The 15,361-nt window shown below is 69.7% G+C and carries 14 protein-coding genes; 4 read left to right on the top strand and 10 right to left on the bottom strand.

From position 1 onward, the window contains the following. Positions 1–30: 30 nt before the first annotated feature. The 4 genes from ASF88_RS17670 to ASF88_RS17655 all read right to left on the bottom strand — a co-directional run bounded on the left by ASF88_RS17670 (position 31) and on the right by ASF88_RS17655 (position 3,037). Complete coding sequence (locus tag ASF88_RS17670) at positions 31–282, bottom strand: ParB family protein (RefSeq protein WP_055921857.1); 252 nt, start codon at positions 280–282, stop codon at positions 31–33. Between the two features lie 72 nt (positions 283–354). Next, the gene (locus ASF88_RS17665) at positions 355–1,404 is read right to left on the bottom strand and encodes an NAD(P)/FAD-dependent oxidoreductase (RefSeq protein ID WP_055921854.1); all 1,050 of its coding nucleotides are present in this window, start codon (positions 1,402–1,404) and stop codon (positions 355–357) included. Continuing rightward, entirely contained in the window at positions 1,401–1,931 is a 531-nt protein-coding gene (locus ASF88_RS17660) for an isoprenylcysteine carboxyl methyltransferase family protein (protein ID WP_055921851.1), read from the bottom strand. Before ASF88_RS17660 ends, ASF88_RS17665 begins: the two co-directional genes overlap by 4 nt. Continuing rightward, on the bottom strand, positions 1,928–3,037 hold the full coding sequence (locus ASF88_RS17655; protein ID WP_055921848.1) for a type III polyketide synthase: 1,110 nt from the start codon (positions 3,035–3,037) through the stop codon (positions 1,928–1,930). Before ASF88_RS17655 ends, ASF88_RS17660 begins: the two co-directional genes overlap by 4 nt. Positions 3,038–3,172: 135 nt before the next feature. Here ASF88_RS17655 and ASF88_RS17650 point away from each other — a divergent pair, with 135 nt between their 5' ends. Next, positions 3,173–3,748 carry an RBBP9/YdeN family alpha/beta hydrolase gene (locus tag ASF88_RS17650; RefSeq protein ID WP_055921845.1) on the top strand — a complete coding sequence of 192 codons (576 nt, stop codon included), beginning with the start codon at positions 3,173–3,175 and terminating at the stop codon, positions 3,746–3,748. Positions 3,749–3,769: 21 nt separating this feature from the next. On the opposite strand, the gene ASF88_RS17645 is transcribed toward ASF88_RS17650, so the two are convergent. The 6 genes from ASF88_RS17645 to ASF88_RS17620 form a co-directional block, all read right to left on the bottom strand. Then, complete coding sequence (locus ASF88_RS17645; RefSeq protein ID WP_055921843.1) at positions 3,770–4,921, bottom strand: mannitol-1-phosphate 5-dehydrogenase; 1,152 nt, start codon at positions 4,919–4,921, stop codon at positions 3,770–3,772. Positions 4,922–4,934: 13 nt separating this feature from the next. Then, the gene (locus ASF88_RS17640; RefSeq protein WP_055921840.1) at positions 4,935–5,372 is read right to left on the bottom strand and encodes a PTS sugar transporter subunit IIA; all 438 of its coding nucleotides are present in this window, start codon (positions 5,370–5,372) and stop codon (positions 4,935–4,937) included. Continuing rightward, complete coding sequence (locus tag ASF88_RS17635; RefSeq protein ID WP_055921837.1) at positions 5,369–6,985, bottom strand: PTS mannitol transporter subunit IICB; 1,617 nt, start codon at positions 6,983–6,985, stop codon at positions 5,369–5,371. Before ASF88_RS17635 ends, ASF88_RS17640 begins: the two co-directional genes overlap by 4 nt. A gap of 30 nt (positions 6,986–7,015) precedes the next feature. Next, on the bottom strand, positions 7,016–8,704 hold the full coding sequence (gene ptsP, locus ASF88_RS17630) for a phosphoenolpyruvate--protein phosphotransferase (protein WP_055921834.1): 1,689 nt from the start codon (positions 8,702–8,704) through the stop codon (positions 7,016–7,018). Between the two features lie 2 nt (positions 8,705–8,706). Beyond that, positions 8,707–8,973: an HPr family phosphocarrier protein gene (locus ASF88_RS17625; RefSeq protein WP_055921832.1), complete on the bottom strand. Its 267-nt coding sequence runs from the start codon at positions 8,971–8,973 to the stop codon at positions 8,707–8,709. A 63-nt stretch (positions 8,974–9,036) separates the two neighbouring features. Then, the gene (locus tag ASF88_RS17620) at positions 9,037–9,345 is read right to left on the bottom strand and encodes a PTS sugar transporter subunit IIB (RefSeq protein ID WP_055921830.1); all 309 of its coding nucleotides are present in this window, start codon (positions 9,343–9,345) and stop codon (positions 9,037–9,039) included. 199 nt (positions 9,346–9,544) lie between these two features. On the opposite strand from ASF88_RS17620, the gene ASF88_RS17615 reads away from it, so the two are divergent. The 3 genes from ASF88_RS17615 (at position 9,545) to ASF88_RS17605 (ending at position 15,349) form a co-directional block, all read left to right on the top strand. Continuing rightward, the gene (locus ASF88_RS17615; protein ID WP_055921827.1) at positions 9,545–12,274 is read left to right on the top strand and encodes a glycoside hydrolase family 97 catalytic domain-containing protein; all 2,730 of its coding nucleotides are present in this window, start codon (positions 9,545–9,547) and stop codon (positions 12,272–12,274) included. Then, complete coding sequence (locus ASF88_RS17610; RefSeq protein WP_055921824.1) at positions 12,271–13,368, top strand: acyltransferase family protein; 1,098 nt, start codon at positions 12,271–12,273, stop codon at positions 13,366–13,368. The genes ASF88_RS17615 and ASF88_RS17610 overlap by 4 nt, the downstream gene beginning before the upstream one ends. Positions 13,369–13,447: 79 nt before the next feature. Beyond that, on the top strand, positions 13,448–15,349 hold the full coding sequence (locus ASF88_RS17605) for a BglG family transcription antiterminator (RefSeq protein ID WP_055921819.1): 1,902 nt from the start codon (positions 13,448–13,450) through the stop codon (positions 15,347–15,349). Positions 15,350–15,361: the final 12 nt, after the last annotated feature.

The following is a 15,361-nucleotide window of genomic DNA, read 5'->3' as shown; positions in this document are numbered from 1 at the left end:
TCGCACGACCGGACAGCCCCGCGACGGCTGTCAGAACCCGATCGGACGACCGGGGGAGAGGGGCGCCTCGCTCGCGGCGAACGTCTCTCCGCGGTTGTACTCGGCCTCGCGGCGCTCGACCTCGGCGATCAGCGCCTTGTTGAGCATCTCGGACCAGCTGCTGTCCCGCTCCTCGAAGGAGGTGGATCGATAGGCCGCCCGCGCGCGGTTTCGGAGGCCTTCGCTGAGGTAGAAGGTGACGCTCGTGCGCCGGGCCGGGGCCTCCTGGTCATGGTTGCTCATCACACCTCACAAAAATATTGCATGCATCATCTGTCGGCAGCATACTACCTGATGTGCACCGACGGCTCTGTGTCAGCGGGAGAGCCGCTCCACGATCGCTCCGAAGAGCTGAGGCCGGGCTGTCGCCGTGGGCACGATGCGGGGCCGGAACGACGAGCGTGCCGCGACCACGAGTCCCGTCGTGAGCATGCGGAAGTCGCGCGTCGTCGCCCTCCATGCCCGCTCGTACTGCTCGGTGTCTCCGGCGCGCACGGCCGCGACGGCCGCGCGCGCCTGCGCGAAGCCGACACGCATCCCCTCGCCGGTCAGAGCGTCGACGTACCCGGAGGCGTCGCCCGCCAGCAGCACGCGCCCTGCGGCCCTGGACCGCGACCGCTGGAGCAGCGGGCCTGCGCCGCGCGCGTCCGACACCACGGGCGCGCCCGCCAACCGCTCCGCCAGGGCGGGGATGGCGGCGATCGACGCATCTTGGTCGAGCGGGCGGGGGCCGAGCACCGCCACGCCGACGGTGCGATCGTCGACCGGCGTCACGTAGGCCTCCACGAGCGGCGACCAGTGCACTTCCACCAGGTCGGTCCACGGAGCCACCGCGTAATGCTGACGCAGTCCGTACCGTCGGCGACCGGGATTCTGCGCGCGTCTCTCCAAGCCGACCAGGCGCCGCACGGGCGAATGGAGGCCGTCGGCCGCGATCACCCAGGGCGTCTCGAGGGTCTCCGCCCCGTCGGCTCCGAGCCGCAACTCCACGGCGTCCCTCCGCTGGGTCAGCCCGGTCACCCGAGTGCGGACGACGGGCGTGCCGAGCTCGGCCGCCCGCCGCGCGAGCTCGCGGTGCAGCACGGTCCGCCGCACGCCCCGGCCCGGCCGGTCGGCGAAGCGGTGCTCGACGCGCCGACCGCCGTCCACGTAGGCGATCCCCGAGAGCGGGTGCCCGGGCGGGTCCACGCCGATGCGGTGCAGGGCGGCGAGCGCTCCCGGCATCAGGCCCTCGCCGCACGCCTTGTCGATCGGGTCGTCGCGCGGCTCGACGACGACGACCTCCATGCCCGCCAGCCGCGCTTCGATCGCGCACGCGAGACCGATGGGGCCTCCGCCCACGATCACCAGCTGCGGCGCCGTCATGTGCGGACGGCGGATGCCTCGGACAGGGCGAGAGCTCGGTTCTCGCACGGGATGCGGTACGCCAGCAGGAGTACCGCATTCAGCACCGTGAAGGCGATCGCGGTGATCCACGCGGTGTGCACCAGGGGGAGCGCGAAGCCCTCCACCACGACCGCGACGTAGTTGGGGTGGTGCAGCCAGCGGTAGGGGCCGCGAGCGACCAGCGGGAGACCGGGGACGACGATCACGCGCGTGTTCCAGCGCGGGCCGAGCGTCGCGATGCACCACCACCGCAGCCCCTGGCTCGCGAGCACGAGCACCAGCATCGGCCAGCCGAGCCACGGGAGGAACGGGCGGTCCAGCAGCCACACCTCGGCAAGACACGCCAGCAGGAGGCCGGTGTGCAACGCGACCATCGGCGGGAAGTGCCGCCGGCCGTACTCGACGCCGCCCCGCGCGAACGACCAGCGGGCGTTCCGCGACGACACGACCAGTTCGGCGATCCGTTCCGCCCCCGTGGCGAGGACGAGCACGGTGTACCAGATCACGCGGCCGCTCCGAGCTCCGGGGAGGTGCGCGCGGCCGGGGCCCCGTCGGCCCAGCGCAGCAGCACCAGCTCGCTGGTGACACCGGGGCCGAGCGCGAACAGCAGGCCGATCGTGCCGGGCGGGTGCGCGTCAAGCTGCTCCGCGAGCACGTGCAGCACGGCAGCCGACGACAGGTTGCCGACCCGGGCGAGCGATCGCCAGCTGGCGTCGAGCGCGTCGGGCGGGAGGTCGAGAGAACGGGAGAACGCCTCCAGCACTTTGGGGCCGCCGGGATGCGCGGCCCACGCGCCGACGTCCGAGACCGCGAGGTCGTGCTCCGAGAGCAGGCCCCGGGCGTCGTCGGCGAAGTTGCGGTCGATCACGTCGGGCACGCCGGCGCTCAGCACGATGCGGAACCCGGTGCCGCCGATGTCCCAGCCGATCACGTTCTCCGTGTCGGGGTAGATCCGGCTGCGGGTGTCGATGATCTCAGGACCGGGGAGGCCGAGCTCGCGGGCGCGGTCGTCGCCGGCCATCACCACGGCGGCGGCGCCGTCGCCGAACAGGCCGCTCGCCACGATGTTGGCCATCGAGTCGTCGGCGGCCTGCACCGTCAGCGAGCACAGCTCCACCGACAGCAGCACGGCGATCTCGCCCGGGTGGCCCTGCAGGTAGTCGTTGACCCTGGCGATCCCGGCCGCGCCGGCGACGCAGCCGAGCCCGAAGCTCGGCAGGCGTTTGACGTCGGGCCGCATCCCGAGGCGCTGCACGAGCTGCGCATCGATGGAGGGGGCCGCGATGCCGGTGACGGAGGTGAAGAGCAGGAAGTCGACGTCCGTCGCGAGCAGTCCGGCCGACGCGAGGGCCTGGGTCACGGCCCGCTCGGCGAGCGTGGTGCCCTCGGCGATGAAGAAGTCGTTGGATTCGCGGAACGACCCGAGCGAGCTGTACCGCTCGAGCGGCATGACGAGACTGCGGGTCTCGACGCCGCTGGCCGCGTGGATGCGACGCATGACGGCCTGTCGGCCCGGGTCGCTCGTGATCATCGCGAGGAGCGCGGCGGTGATCTCGCCCTGGCTGTAGCTGCGGGCGGGAAGCACGGGCGCCACGGCCACAATACGGCTCACATGCGAAACGTACCACCGGGGACGGTCGGTGCGGCGGGGTCGCGGGGAACTGCCAGTCCGGCGGGCGGACCGCGCCATCCCAGCGCGGCGGCCTCGACCCCTGGCCGTGCCCGGCCGGGCGCTACGCTCGGCAGCATGCGCGCCTTCCTGATCCTGCACGGCTGGGACAACTTCCGACCTCCCGGGCATTGGCAGCACGAACTCGCGACCGCGCTGCATCGGCGCGGGGAGCGCGTGGTCTACCCGCAACTGCCCGACGCGGCGCATCCCGAGGTGGAGGCGTGGCGGACGGCCGCCGCGGCCGCCCTCGACGAAGCAGCGGCCGGAGGCGCGCGCGTGACGGTCATCGCGCACAGCCTGGCCGCGACGCTCTGGCTGGGCGGCCGGCCCGACGACGCCGGTGCCGGATCCGGTGTCGACCGGGTCCTCCTCGTCGCGCCGCCGTCGCCGGGCTTCCTGCGCGACAACGCCGAGGTCGCGGCGTTCGCGGACCTGCCGCTCAGCCGCCCTGCCGCCGAGACGCGCGTCGTCGCTTCCGACGCCGACCCGTGCTGCCCGGAAGGGGCCGCGACCATCGTCGCCGAGCCGCTCGGCATCCCGCTGACGACGATCCCGGGCGCGGGTCACTTCACGATCGCGTCGGGATACGGCGAGTGGCCGTCGGTTCTCGACTGGGGTCTCGATCCGACGGCCACGATCGTCGCACGGTAGCGGGCTCGGCCGCTGCCGCGATCACGCCTGCGCGGCGCGGACGACCTCCACGAGCGGCTCGAACAGCTCCTCGCCGCGCTGCACACCCATGACGTCGTCGACGATGTCGGCCGCCGCCGCACGCTGGAGCAGCTGCTGCAGCTCGAAGCTCTGCGAGTCCTCCGGCACGTCGAACCGCAACGCGGCACCGACCGCCGCGAGCAGCGCCTCCGGAACGCCGCCGACGTACTGGACGTAGTCGGAGGCCGGCCCGATGAACCGGTCGTTGCGGCCGAGCTTGCGCAGCGGCTCGCGGCCCACGCGGGTCACCTCGTCGACGAGGTACGGGTTGCGGAAGCGGTTCAGGATCTTCGCCCGATAGGCCGCCAGCTCCTCCGGGTCGAGGCCGTGCTTGGCGCTGAGCGCTGCCGAGGTCTCCGCGAGCGCGGCCTCCGCGGCCTCCAGCACCGATGGGATGCCGATCGCCTGGCTGATGGTCGTCGCACCGGCGAGGAAGCCGGTGTACGCCACCGTCGCGTGCCCGGTGTTCACCGTGAACAGCTTGCGCTCGATGTACGGGCCGAGCGAGTCGACGAAGTGCGCACCGGGGATCGCGGGCACGTTCCCATTGAACGGGCTGCGGTCGACGACCCACTCGTAGAACGTCTCCACCGTCACGCCGATACCCGCGTCGGGCGCCTGGGCGGGCACGATGCGGTCGACCGCGGTGTTGGCGAAGACGGCACGGGAGGCGAGCTCGTCGCGGGTGTCGTCGTCGGGGAGGCCGTCCATGAGCTCCGCGCAGAGTAGGTCGGTCGCGCCGATCGCGTTCTCGCACGCCATCACCGCGAGGCGGGGGGCGTCCGACGCGCGCGCGGCCAGGCCGCGCGCGATCACCGGGGCGACGAAGCGCAGGATGCGCGGCCCGACGGCGGTCGTGACCACGTCGGCGGTCGCGATCTCACCGACGAGCGCCTCCTCGTCGGTGGCGCTGTTGATCGCCCGGAACCCGGTGACCGTCTTGGTCTGCGACTCGTCGCCGACCAGATGCACGTCGTAGGAGTCGGCGGCGGCGAGGGCGTCGATCAACTCCGCGTTCACGTCGGCGAACACCACCTCGTACCCGGCTTCGTGGAGCAGGAGCCCCACGAAGCCGCGGCCGATGTTGCCTGCCCCGAAATGGACGGCCTTCATCCGAGCCTCCGCCTCAGTCGTTGACGTCGCCGAGGAGCGCGAACAGGGCGTCCGCGTCCGGCGCGTCGATGAGCTTCTGCACGTCGTCGTCCTCCGAGAAGAGGATGGCGATCTTGCTCAGGATGTCGAGGTGCTCGTTGTTCCGTCCGGCGATGCCCACGACGAACCGCACCTCCTCGCCGCCCCAGTCGAGCGGCGAGGAGTAGCGGACGAAAGAGAGCGCCGATCGCACGATCTCGTCCTTGGACTCGTTGGTGCCGTGCGGGATGGCGAGACCGTTCCCCATGAAGGTGGAGACGGTCGCCTCGCGCTGCGCCATCGAGTCGACGTACCCCGGCTGCACGGCGCCCGCCTGTACGAGCAGTTCGCCGGCCTCCCGGATCGCGTCCTCCCGCGTGGTCGCGCTGCCCGCGGCCACGACGTTCGCCCGGTCGAGAATCGTGTCGGTCATTTGGTGGCGTCCTCCGTTGCGTTCTGGTTCTGCTTGGCGACCAGGTCGACGACCTCGTCGTACTTGGGGCTGTTCATGAAGTTGTCGACCGAGACATGCACCGAGTTCGGCGACTGCCCCTTGGCCCGATCGGTGAGCTCGCGCTGCGTGATGACCAGGTCGGCCGTGCCGTCGAGGTTCGAGATCGCCTGGTTGGTCACCGTGACCCCCTCCACGCCGGCCTTCTTGAACTTGTTCCGCAGCACGGACGCGCCCATCGCGCTCGAGCCCATCCCAGCGTCGCACGCGAACACGATGTTGCGCACCAGTCGATCGGTGGCGTCGCCCTGGGCGTCGCCGGTGTCGTGCTCGCCCTCCTGGACCAGGCTGCCGAGCACCGAGGACTCCTTGCCCTTGTTGGCCTCGGTCTGCGCCACGGCGGCGGTGAGGTCGCCCACGTTGCCGGCGGCGATGTCGCGACGGCGGCTGGCCCGCAGGATGATCGACGCGACGACGAACGAGACCGTCGCAGCGCCGACGACCGAGAGGGCGACGCCGGGGATGCTGGTGAGCGGCGCCTGCACCAGCACGGCGATGATCGACCCCGGGGAGGCCGGGGCACGCAGACCGGAGTTGAACGTCACGTTGATCGCGATGCCGGTCATGCCGCCGAGGATGGCCGCGATGACGATCATCGGCTTCATGAGCACGTACGGGAAGTAGATCTCGTGGATGCCGCCGACGAACTGGATCAGCGCGGCCCCCGGCGCGGTCGCCTTGGCGATGCCCATACCGAAGATCGAGTACGCGATCAGGATGCCGAAGCCGGGGCCGGGGTTGGCCTCCAGCAGGAACAGGATCGACTTGCCCTGCTGCTGCGCCTGCTCGATGCCGAGCGGGGTGAGCACGCCGTGGTTGATGGCGTTGTTGAGGAACAGCACCTTGCCCGGCTCGATCAGGATGCTCGCGAACGGCAGGAGGTGCACCGAGATCAGCCAGTTGACCGCGTTGCTCAGGATGGAGCTCAGCCACTCGACGAGCGGGGCTATCCCGAAGAATGCGCCTAGCGAGAGCAGCATGCCGACGATACCGGCGGAGAAGTTGTTGACCAGCATCTCGAAGCCGGCCTTGATCTTGCCCTCCCAGAGGCGGTCGACCTGCTTCATGACCCAGGCGCCGAGGGGACCCATGATCATCGCGCCGATGAACATGGGGATGTTCGAGCCCACGATGACGCCCATGGTCGCGATGCTGCCGACCACGCCGCCGCGGACGCCGTAGACCATGCGGCCGCCGGTGTTCGCGATGAGCAGGGGGAGCAGGTACGTGATCATCGGGCCGACGAGGCCCACGTACTGCTGGAACGTGTGGCCGCTCGGGTCCTGGGCGAGCACCGTGGCGGCGCCGGTCCAGCCGATCTTGGCCTGGTCGCCGAAGCCGCCGACGATTCCATTGATCGCCCAGCCGGTGTCCTTCAGCCAGCCGGTCGCGATGAACAGGGCCGTGATGAACCCCCAGGCGATGAACGCCGGGATGTTCGGCATGACCATGTTCGAGAGGAAGGTCCCGAAGCGCTGCACGTGGACGCGAGCGCTGCTGGGCTTCTTCGGCGTCGTCGCTGTCGCCGATGTCATGATGGTGCCTCGTTTCTGTGTCGGCCCGCGCTAGGCAGCGTCGGGATGGGTGAACCCGGCGGCCGTGGTTCGGACGGCCTCCCGGGCTTCGGCCGCGCCATCGGCGGCCAGGGCGGCCTCGGCCAGGGTTCGGGCCTGGTCGAGGGTGTAACGGGTGAGGGAGAGCCGCACGTCGGCGAGAGCCGCCGGCGACATCGAGAGGGTCGTCGCGCCGAGGCCGACGAGGACGACCGCGAGGAGCGGGTCTGCTGCGGCCTCGCCGCAGATCCCCACAGGCTTCCCGAGCGCGGCTCCGGCGGAACCGACCTCGCCGATGAGGCGGAGGACGGCCGGATGCCACGGGTCCTGGAAGCCGGCGACCGAGCCGAGGAGGCGGTCGGCCGCGAGCGTGTACTGGGTCAGGTCGTTCGTGCCGATGGAGGCGAACGCCGCCTCGCGCAGGACTCGGTCGGCGAGCAGTGCGGCGGAGGGGACCTCCACCATCACGCCGACGGTCTTGAGCCCGAACTCGGTGGCGAGGCGCACGAAGTACCGCGTCTCCTCCACGGTTGCCACCATCGGGGCCATGACCCACAGGTCGGCCTCCGTCGCGGCGTCCGCTTCGGCGAGGGCTGTCAGCTGCTCGCGCAGGATGTCCTCGTTGGCGCGCAGCGAGCGGATGCCGCGCAGGCCCAGAGCCGGGTTGTCCTCGTGTGCGTCGTTGAGGAACTCCAGCGGCTTGTCGGCACCGGCGTCGAGCACGCGCACGACGACCTTCTTGCCGGGGAACGCCTGCAGCAGCTTGACGTACTGCTCGCGCTGCTGCTCGACGGTCGGCGCCATCCGGGCGTCGAGGAAGAGGAACTCCGTGCGGAACAGGCCGATGCCCTCCGCCCCCGCCTCGACCGCCTTCTCGGCCGCTTCGGCCGAGCCGAGGTTCGCCAGCAGCGGGATGGGGGTGCCGTCGGCCAGCGCGCCCGGCTCGAGTCCACCCGCGAGGGCCGCGTCGCGATCGGCGATGCGTCGCCGTGCGTCATCGCTCTGGTCGTCGCTCGGCGCGACGGTGACCGTGCCGGCTCCGGCGTCGAGGATCACCTCGGTGCCCTCCGCGAGGTCGTCGGCCCCGGCCACTCCGACGATCGCGACGATCGCCTTCTCGCGCGCCAGGATCGCGGTGTGGGAGGTCGGTCCGCCCTCGCGGGTGACCAGGCCGAGCACCTTCGTCAGGTCGAGCAGTGCCGTGTCGGCGGGCGCGAGGTCGGTCGCCACGAGGACGTAGGGCACATCGGACTCGGGGACGCCGGGCGCGGGCCGCCCCTCCAGCGCCGCGATCACGCGCTGGGCCACATCGTCGAGGTCGGTCGCGCGCTCGCCCATGTAGCCGCCGAGGCCGATGAGCATGTCGCGGAACACTCCGAAGCCTTCGAACACCGCGCGCTCGGCGGTGGCGCCGCCGTCGATGCGGGTGGCGACGTCGTCGGCGAGGGAGGAGTCCTCCGCCATCATGGACTGCGCCTCGAGCACGTCGGCGGCAGTACCGGTGACCTTGCCTGCGCGCTCGCGCAGGTCGGCGGCCACGGTCCGGACGGCGGCGCTGACGCGCGTCTTCTCCTCGTCGGGAGTGCGCGTGCTGGGAGCGGCCTCGGGCTCGGGCAGCGGGTCGGACATCCGCAGGACCGGGCCGAGGGCGATGCCCTGGCCGATGCCGGCTCCGGTGAGGACTGTGCTGGTCTCGGTCATGATCAGGCGTCGTGGTCGGTGGTGAGGATCTCGGCGAGGTCGTCGAGCACTGCTTCGGCGTTCGGCGCGTCGGTGGTGAGCACGATCTTGTCGCCGTGGTCGATCCCGAGTGAGATCACTCCGAGGATGCTGCCCGCGTCGACCGTGCGGCCGCCCTCCTTCGAGAGGGACACCTTCGCGCCGGAGGCGCCGACGGCTTCGACGAAGAGCTTGGCGGGACGGGCGTGCAGCCCGTGGGTCGATCCGACGGTGATGATCCGCTCAGCCATGGTTTCGGTCTCCTTCGTTCTCCAGTGGCACAATTCGCCGCGACTCCGCGGCGCCGTTCGTTCTCATCGTGCCCCGGTCTTCGCGTTCAGGGCCAGGTCCAGCGCGCTGGAGCCGTCCAGCGATGCGGGGGAGACGGGCGGGAGGACGGCCACGGCGGTTCCGGTCGTGGTGGCCCGGGCGCGCAGCCCCGGGACGGCGGCCTCCAGGTGGGAGCCGACCAGGACGACGTCGATGCCGGTGAGCGACTCGAGCTGACTCGCGCTGCCCGCGGCGACCTCCACGTGCAGGCCGCGCGCCGCGGCGGCGGAGCGGAGCTTCGCGGCGACGAAGGTGCTGGAGGCGCCCGCGCCGCAGACAACGATGATCTTCATCGACCTCTTGCCTTTCGGTGACACTGGAACGGGTGTGACGGGTGGAGCTGGACCGATGGTCCGGTGGATCGTGACCATCGTCGTCCGCGTCTTCTTCCGGTGCCAGCAGCGTTTCTTCCTGGGGGGAGGAAGCCGCGCAGGAGACGGCATTCATGCCTGAGGCATAAACATCCGAGCTTTGATGCTCTACATTTAAGGCATGAGTTACACCGCCTCTCGAGTCGCCCTGTCCAGGGCGACGCGCACCGTCGTCACGGCCACGCTGGCTCTCGCGTTGGTCGCCTCCACCACCGCGGCCGCGGCGTTCGAAGGTCAGCCGGCCGAGCATCGAGAAGGTATCGCTTCTGCCGACGGGCGCATTTCGGCCGAGCTGAACACGCGAGCCGACGGCTCGCTCGACATCGCTGTCGCTCTGGACGGGAGGCCGGTGCTCGACGCTGTGCGTCTCGGTCTCGTGACCGAGTCGGTCGATCTCTCCTCCGGCTTGATGTTCGAGAGTGCACGGCACCGCCGATTCGACCAGGAGTACGAGCCGGGAGGAGCCGTGAACGGCCCCGTCTCGTCCATCACGGACGAGCTCGTCGCCACGTTCCGCAAGGGTTCGGCGGAGCTGCTGATCAACCTGCGGGCGACCTCCGACGGCATCGCATTCCGCTACGAGGTGTCCCTTGAGGGATCGTCGGCCGTGGTGTCCGAGGCGACGGCATTCGACCTGCACGACGGATCGACGCTCTGGGCAGGAGAGTACGAGCGCAACTACGAGGGAAAGCCGCAACGCCTCACCACCAGCGAGTTCGGGCACCACCGGCTGGCTATGCCGGCTCTCGTCTCCACCCCCGGTGGGCCGTGGCTCCAGCTGACCGAGGCGGATGTCCGGGCGGGCGGCGCCTATCCGGCGGTTCGACTCGACGCCGACGGTAACGGTGACGGCGTGCTTCACACGGCGCTGCCCGGCCCTGACTCCGCCGTTTTCGACACCACGCCGGCCAACGTTCGCGTGCCGTTCTCGACATCGATCGCCACGCCCTGGCGGGTGATCGGGATCGGCAGCGAACTCGGCGCACTGGCCGATTCGAGCCTCCTCACCGACCTCAACGATCCACCCGCGCCCGAACTGACGGGAGACGACGCGAACTGGATCAAGCCGGGCATCTCACTGTGGCCGTTCTGGGCGTACTACATGATCGGTGAGGACTACGTCGCCCTCCACCGTGAGTACGTGGATGCAGCGGAACGGCTGGGCTTCCCCTATGTGACGGCCGACTCGGGCTACACGTCGTGGAGCGAGATCGAGGACATCGCCGCATACGGCGCGGCTCGGGGTGTCGGGGTCTTCGTGTGGATGCACCGCAACGAGTTCCGTCGGGCCGACAAGACGCTGTTCGACCAGGACGAGATCGACGCGGCGATGAAGGCGATCGCGGCTCGCGGCGTTGTGGGTCTGAAGCTCGACTTCTTCGATTCGGACCGGGCCGACATCATGCAGTTCTACGACAGGCTCAGCATCGGCGCAGCGAGGGCGAAGCTCATGGTGAACTTCCACGGTTCGACGAAGCCGGGCGGTGAGCAGAGGACCTATCCTCACGTGCTCACGAGCGAAGGCGTCGCCGGCGCCGAGGGATACAAGAACGGCAATCCGTCGTCCGCGCGCGACAACGTCAACATGGCGCTCGTCCGCGGCCTGGTGGGGAGCGCTGACGCGACGCCCGTCGCTCTTTCGCTCGGGTCTCCGTTGACGACGCAGTCGCACCAGCTCGCGCTCGCGATCGCCTTCTCCTCCGCCCTCACCACCCTGGCGGACTCGCCGACGGCGTACGAGGGATGGACGGGTCTGGACGCTCTGCGATCACTCCCGACGGTGTGGGAACGATCCCGGCTGCTCGACGCGGAGCCCGATAGTCACGCGGTGTTCGCACGCCGATCCGGGGAGACCTGGTGGGTCGGTGCGATCTCCGACGGGGCGAAGGAACTCTCCGTGCCACTCGCGTTCCTGTCCGCCGGGAGCTACACGGCGACCGTCTATCGCGACGGGGACCCGAGCGGTCAGCCCGTCGTCGAGCGGGCGACCGTCACGGCGGGCGATGCGCTCAGCCTCACGCTGGCCGAGCACGGTGGTGCGACGGTGGTCCTGACGCCGGGTGAAGCACCGGAGGTCGTGAAGGCGAATCGTGTGCTCGAGGCCGAGTCGGCGACGATGACCGGCTACGCCCGCGTCACCCCGTGCCCATCGTGCTCCGGCGGCGCCAAGGCGGGCTACGTCGGTCAGACGGGGATCGTTTTTCCCGATGTCGAGGCCGAAGGCTCCTACACCGCCCGGATCGCGTATCTCTCGGGCGAACAGCGAGGACTGACCGTCTCCATCGACGGAGTGCCTGTTCGATCGGTCAACCTGCCCGAGTCGGGCCGCGGCGCTGGCGAGCCGAACGGCTGGAATGTCCCGCGCTCCGTCGAGGTGCCGCTGAAGCTCGCGCCCGGCCGCCACACCATCGTCCTCGCGTCCACCGAGGGTTACGCACCGGACATCGATCGAATGACCCTGATCCGGAGGTACGAAGCGGAGGATCCAGCCAACCTGCTCCTCGAGCCGGCGATTCGAAGGGCGTGCACGGCGCCGGGATGCACCGGCGGGATCGTCGGGAACATCGGCGACGAATCGTCGCTGACCTTCGTCGGGGTCTGGGCCGCGAAGGCGGGTGCCACGACCGTGGGCATCCGTTACTCGTCCCTCCAGAACCGATCGGCCCTCATCCGTGTGAACGACGGGGAGGAACGCCTCGTCGAATTCCCGCCCACTCGGTCCTGGGACGACTGGAGTCTCCGAACGATCACCGTTGATCTCGAAGCCGGATCGAACACGATCTCTTTGTCATCGATACCCGGCTGGTGGAACTGGGCACCCGATATCGACGCCATCGAGGTCGCTCAGTGATCGCTGCGCTCGATCTCCTCCGGTTGGCGGCGGCGCTTTCGGTCGTCGCGTACCACTGGCTGTTCTGGGGGCCTGAGAACGGCGCCATCGTCGCCTTCTCGTCGACCTCCGTCGGCTGGCTGGCGGCGTACGGGTTCCTCGGCGTCCAGCTCTTCTTCCTCATCAGCGGCTTCGTCATCCTCCGCTCGGCATTCGGACGCACGGCCTCCGCTTTCGGGGCCGGGCGTGCCGCGCGGCTCTATCCAGCCTTCTGGGCCGGGGTCGTGCTCACCTCGGCCACTTTGCTGATCACCGCGCAATCGGCACCCTCCGAGCTCCTCCCGAGGGTCCTCGCCAACCTCACGATGATGCCGGGAGTCTTCGGGCAGCCGCACCTCGACGGCGTCTACTGGACTCTGACGCTCGAACTGCAGTTCTACGCATTGGTGTTCTTCTTCCTCGTGATCGGACGACGCCAGTGGCTCGAGGGATTCTTCCCGTTCTGGGCGATCGGCATGCTCGCGACCACCGTCTTCTATCCCGACGTCGCAGCGCTTCCCCTCTGCGGCGACCTTTTCACACTGTTCGCGGGTGGCGCGATCGTCGCGCTGATCTCGCGTTCCGGGTGGAGTGTGCACCGCGCGGCCGGACTGATCGCCAGCGTCGTCGGAGCCGTCGTCGCGACGATCCGCCACGCTGCGGCGGCCGGTGAGGGAGACTCGACCAACCCGGTCGTTCTGGGCGCTGTGGTGGTCCTCCTGTACGCATTCATCTTCGTTCTCACGCTTCCGAGGATGGCCGCGATCCGCATCCCCGGGAGTCGGTTCATGGGAGCGTTGACCTATCCGCTGTACCTCAGCCATGCCGTCGTCGGATACGCGTTGCTGAACCTGTGGGTGAATCCGGCATCGATCGGGATTGGTATCGCGGTCGTGTTCGTCGTCGTCGTCGTCATCGCTCTGTACATTCATCTGGCGGTGGAGAGAGCGGGTGCGCGACTGTGGCGTTCGCTGTTCCGTGTCGTGTTCCTGCCGCTCACATGGTTCGAGGGGCGAGCGATCGGCCGGCGAACCGCATCCGACACGGCGGGGCTCTCGGCCAGCCGCCCTTCCTGAGGGCAGGAAATCTCTCGCGGCCTTCCTGCGCCGACCGCCGGCAAGTGGTTGACTCGATGCGGAAAGGTGGTTGCGGCCGGTGGCTCTCTCGGCGAAGCAGACGAGGATGCTGGACATCCTGTCGCGTCGTGCTGCGTGGGTGACCGCCGCCGAGCTGGCGCACGACCTCGGGGTGACCTCCCGCAGCATCCGCAGCTATGCGGCGGCGCTCGGCGAACTCGTCGAGTCGGGGCCGAACGGTTATCGAGTCAGAGCCGACGCCTATGCCGCCTACCTCGCAGCCGGGACCGCGGGGTCACCCTCGGTGGGATCGCCGCAGGAGCGGCTGGCCTTCCTCGCCCGCCGACTGCTCGACGAGCCGGACGGGATCGACGTCTACGAGACGGCCGAGAGCCTGTTCGTCAGCGACTCCACGATCGAGGCCGACCTGACCCGAGTGCGCGGCCTTCTCGCCGGCACCGAGCTCGAGGTCGATCGGCACGGGGCCATCGCGCGCCTCACCGGCCCGGAGATCGCCCGGCGCAAGCTCATCAGCCGGCTGTTCCGCGACGAGATGCGACAGGGCGTCGTCGACGTCTCCCGCATCCAGGAGGCGTTCGCCTCCGAGGGGCTGGCCGCGTTCAAGTCCGACCTGGTCGAGATGCTGGACGCGCGCGGCTTCTTCGTCAACGAGTACGGCATCAACGACGTCCTGTTGCACATGGCCGTCGCACTCGACAGGGTGGCGAAGGACCGCGTGCTCCCTGCAGCGGGAGCCGCCGATGCTGGGGAGGCGTTGCGCGGACTGGCCGACGACCTCGGCGAGCTCGTGCACAAGCACTTCGACGTCGAGCTCGACCGGACCGAGCTCCGGTATCTCGCGATCCTGCTGCGCACCCGGGTGATCGCGCCTGGCGCGGGCGCGGAGAGCGTGGCGGAGTTCGTCAGCGAGGAGGACCTGGCCGTCGTGCGCGGGATCGTCGCGCGGGCCTCCACCGAGTACCTGGTCGACCTCCGCGACGAGGATTTCATCGTGCGTCTCACCCTGCACGTTCAGAACCTGGTGGCCCGCGCACACGAGAACACCTACTCCCGCAACCCGCTCACCCGCTCGATCAAGAGCTCGTACCCGATGACCTACGAACTGGCCGTCTACATCGCGAGCCGGCTGCAGACCGCCGAGGGCATCGCCGTCAACGACGACGAGATCGCCTACATCGCGATGCACGTCGGCGCCTACCTCGAGCAGCAGTCGCGTCGACGGGACGCCGTCCGCACCGCTGTGGTCTGCCCCAACTACTACGACATGCACATCCTGCTGCGCGAGAAGCTCGAGAGCGCGCTCGGTGACGAACTGGACATCGTGAGCGTCATCACCTCCACCGACGCCGACTGGTCGTCGATCGACGCCGACCTCGTTCTGACGACGATCGATCCGCGCGGACGGCGCGAGAACACCGTGATCGTCCAGCCGTTCCTCACCGAAACCGATGTGGAGCACATTCGCCAGTCGGTCGCGCGGATCCGGCGCCAGCGCCGTCGCGCCGGGATCAAGAACGAGCTGCTCGAGTACTTCGACGAGAGCCTCTTCCTGCGCAACTTCTATGCGCGCGACGCGATCACGATGATCCGGGCGCTCGGCGACCGGATGATCGCGGCGGACGCGATCGGCAGCGACTACGTGCAGCAGGCGATCGAGCGCGAGCAGATGTCGTCGACGGCGTTCACGGACACCCTCGCGGTACCGCACGCGATGACGATGAACGCCAAGCGCACGGCCATCGCGATCGTCGTCAACGACACCGCGATGGACTGGGGCGATGCGCGCGTCAACGTGATCGCATTCATCGCGTTCTCCGAGGGCGGGCGGGCCGCCTTCCAGACCGTCTTCGACCAGTTCGTGGAGGTCTTCTCCGACCGGGAGGCCGTGCTCGGGCTGATCCGCCGCGCCGACACCTTCACCGCCTTCATCGACGAGCTCGTCCGCATCATCGACGCGTGAGTGCCGCCGGGC

Origin of the sequence: Leifsonia sp. Leaf336 (assembly GCF_001423695.1) — a bacterium.
GTDB lineage: Bacteria > Actinomycetota > Actinomycetes > Actinomycetales > Microbacteriaceae > Leifsonia.
Note: the sequence above shows the minus strand (reverse complement) of the source record. Positions and strands in the feature narration are given on the sequence as shown.

What these genes read in the sequence shown, in the direction of transcription:
- ASF88_RS17670 (WP_055921857.1), bottom strand. Translation starts at nt 282, where the DNA reads ATGAGCAACCATGACCAGGAGGCCCCGGCCCGGCGCACGAGCGTCACC.
- ASF88_RS17665 (WP_055921854.1), bottom strand. Translation starts at nt 1,404, where the DNA reads ATGACGGCGCCGCAGCTGGTGATCGTGGGCGGAGGCCCCATCGGTCTC.
- ASF88_RS17650 (WP_055921845.1), top strand. Translation starts at nt 3,173, where the DNA reads ATGCGCGCCTTCCTGATCCTGCACGGCTGGGACAACTTCCGACCTCCC.
- ASF88_RS17645 (WP_055921843.1), bottom strand. Translation starts at nt 4,921, where the DNA reads ATGAAGGCCGTCCATTTCGGGGCAGGCAACATCGGCCGCGGCTTCGTG.
- ASF88_RS17640 (WP_055921840.1), bottom strand. Translation starts at nt 5,372, where the DNA reads ATGACCGACACGATTCTCGACCGGGCGAACGTCGTGGCCGCGGGCAGC.
- ASF88_RS17635 (WP_055921837.1), bottom strand. Translation starts at nt 6,985, where the DNA reads ATGACATCGGCGACAGCGACGACGCCGAAGAAGCCCAGCAGCGCTCGC.
- ptsP (WP_055921834.1), bottom strand. Translation starts at nt 8,704, where the DNA reads ATGACCGAGACCAGCACAGTCCTCACCGGAGCCGGCATCGGCCAGGGC.
- ASF88_RS17625 (WP_055921832.1), bottom strand. Translation starts at nt 8,973, where the DNA reads ATGGCTGAGCGGATCATCACCGTCGGATCGACCCACGGGCTGCACGCC.
- ASF88_RS17620 (WP_055921830.1), bottom strand. Translation starts at nt 9,345, where the DNA reads ATGAAGATCATCGTTGTCTGCGGCGCGGGCGCCTCCAGCACCTTCGTC.
- ASF88_RS17615 (WP_055921827.1), top strand. Translation starts at nt 9,545, where the DNA reads ATGAGTTACACCGCCTCTCGAGTCGCCCTGTCCAGGGCGACGCGCACC.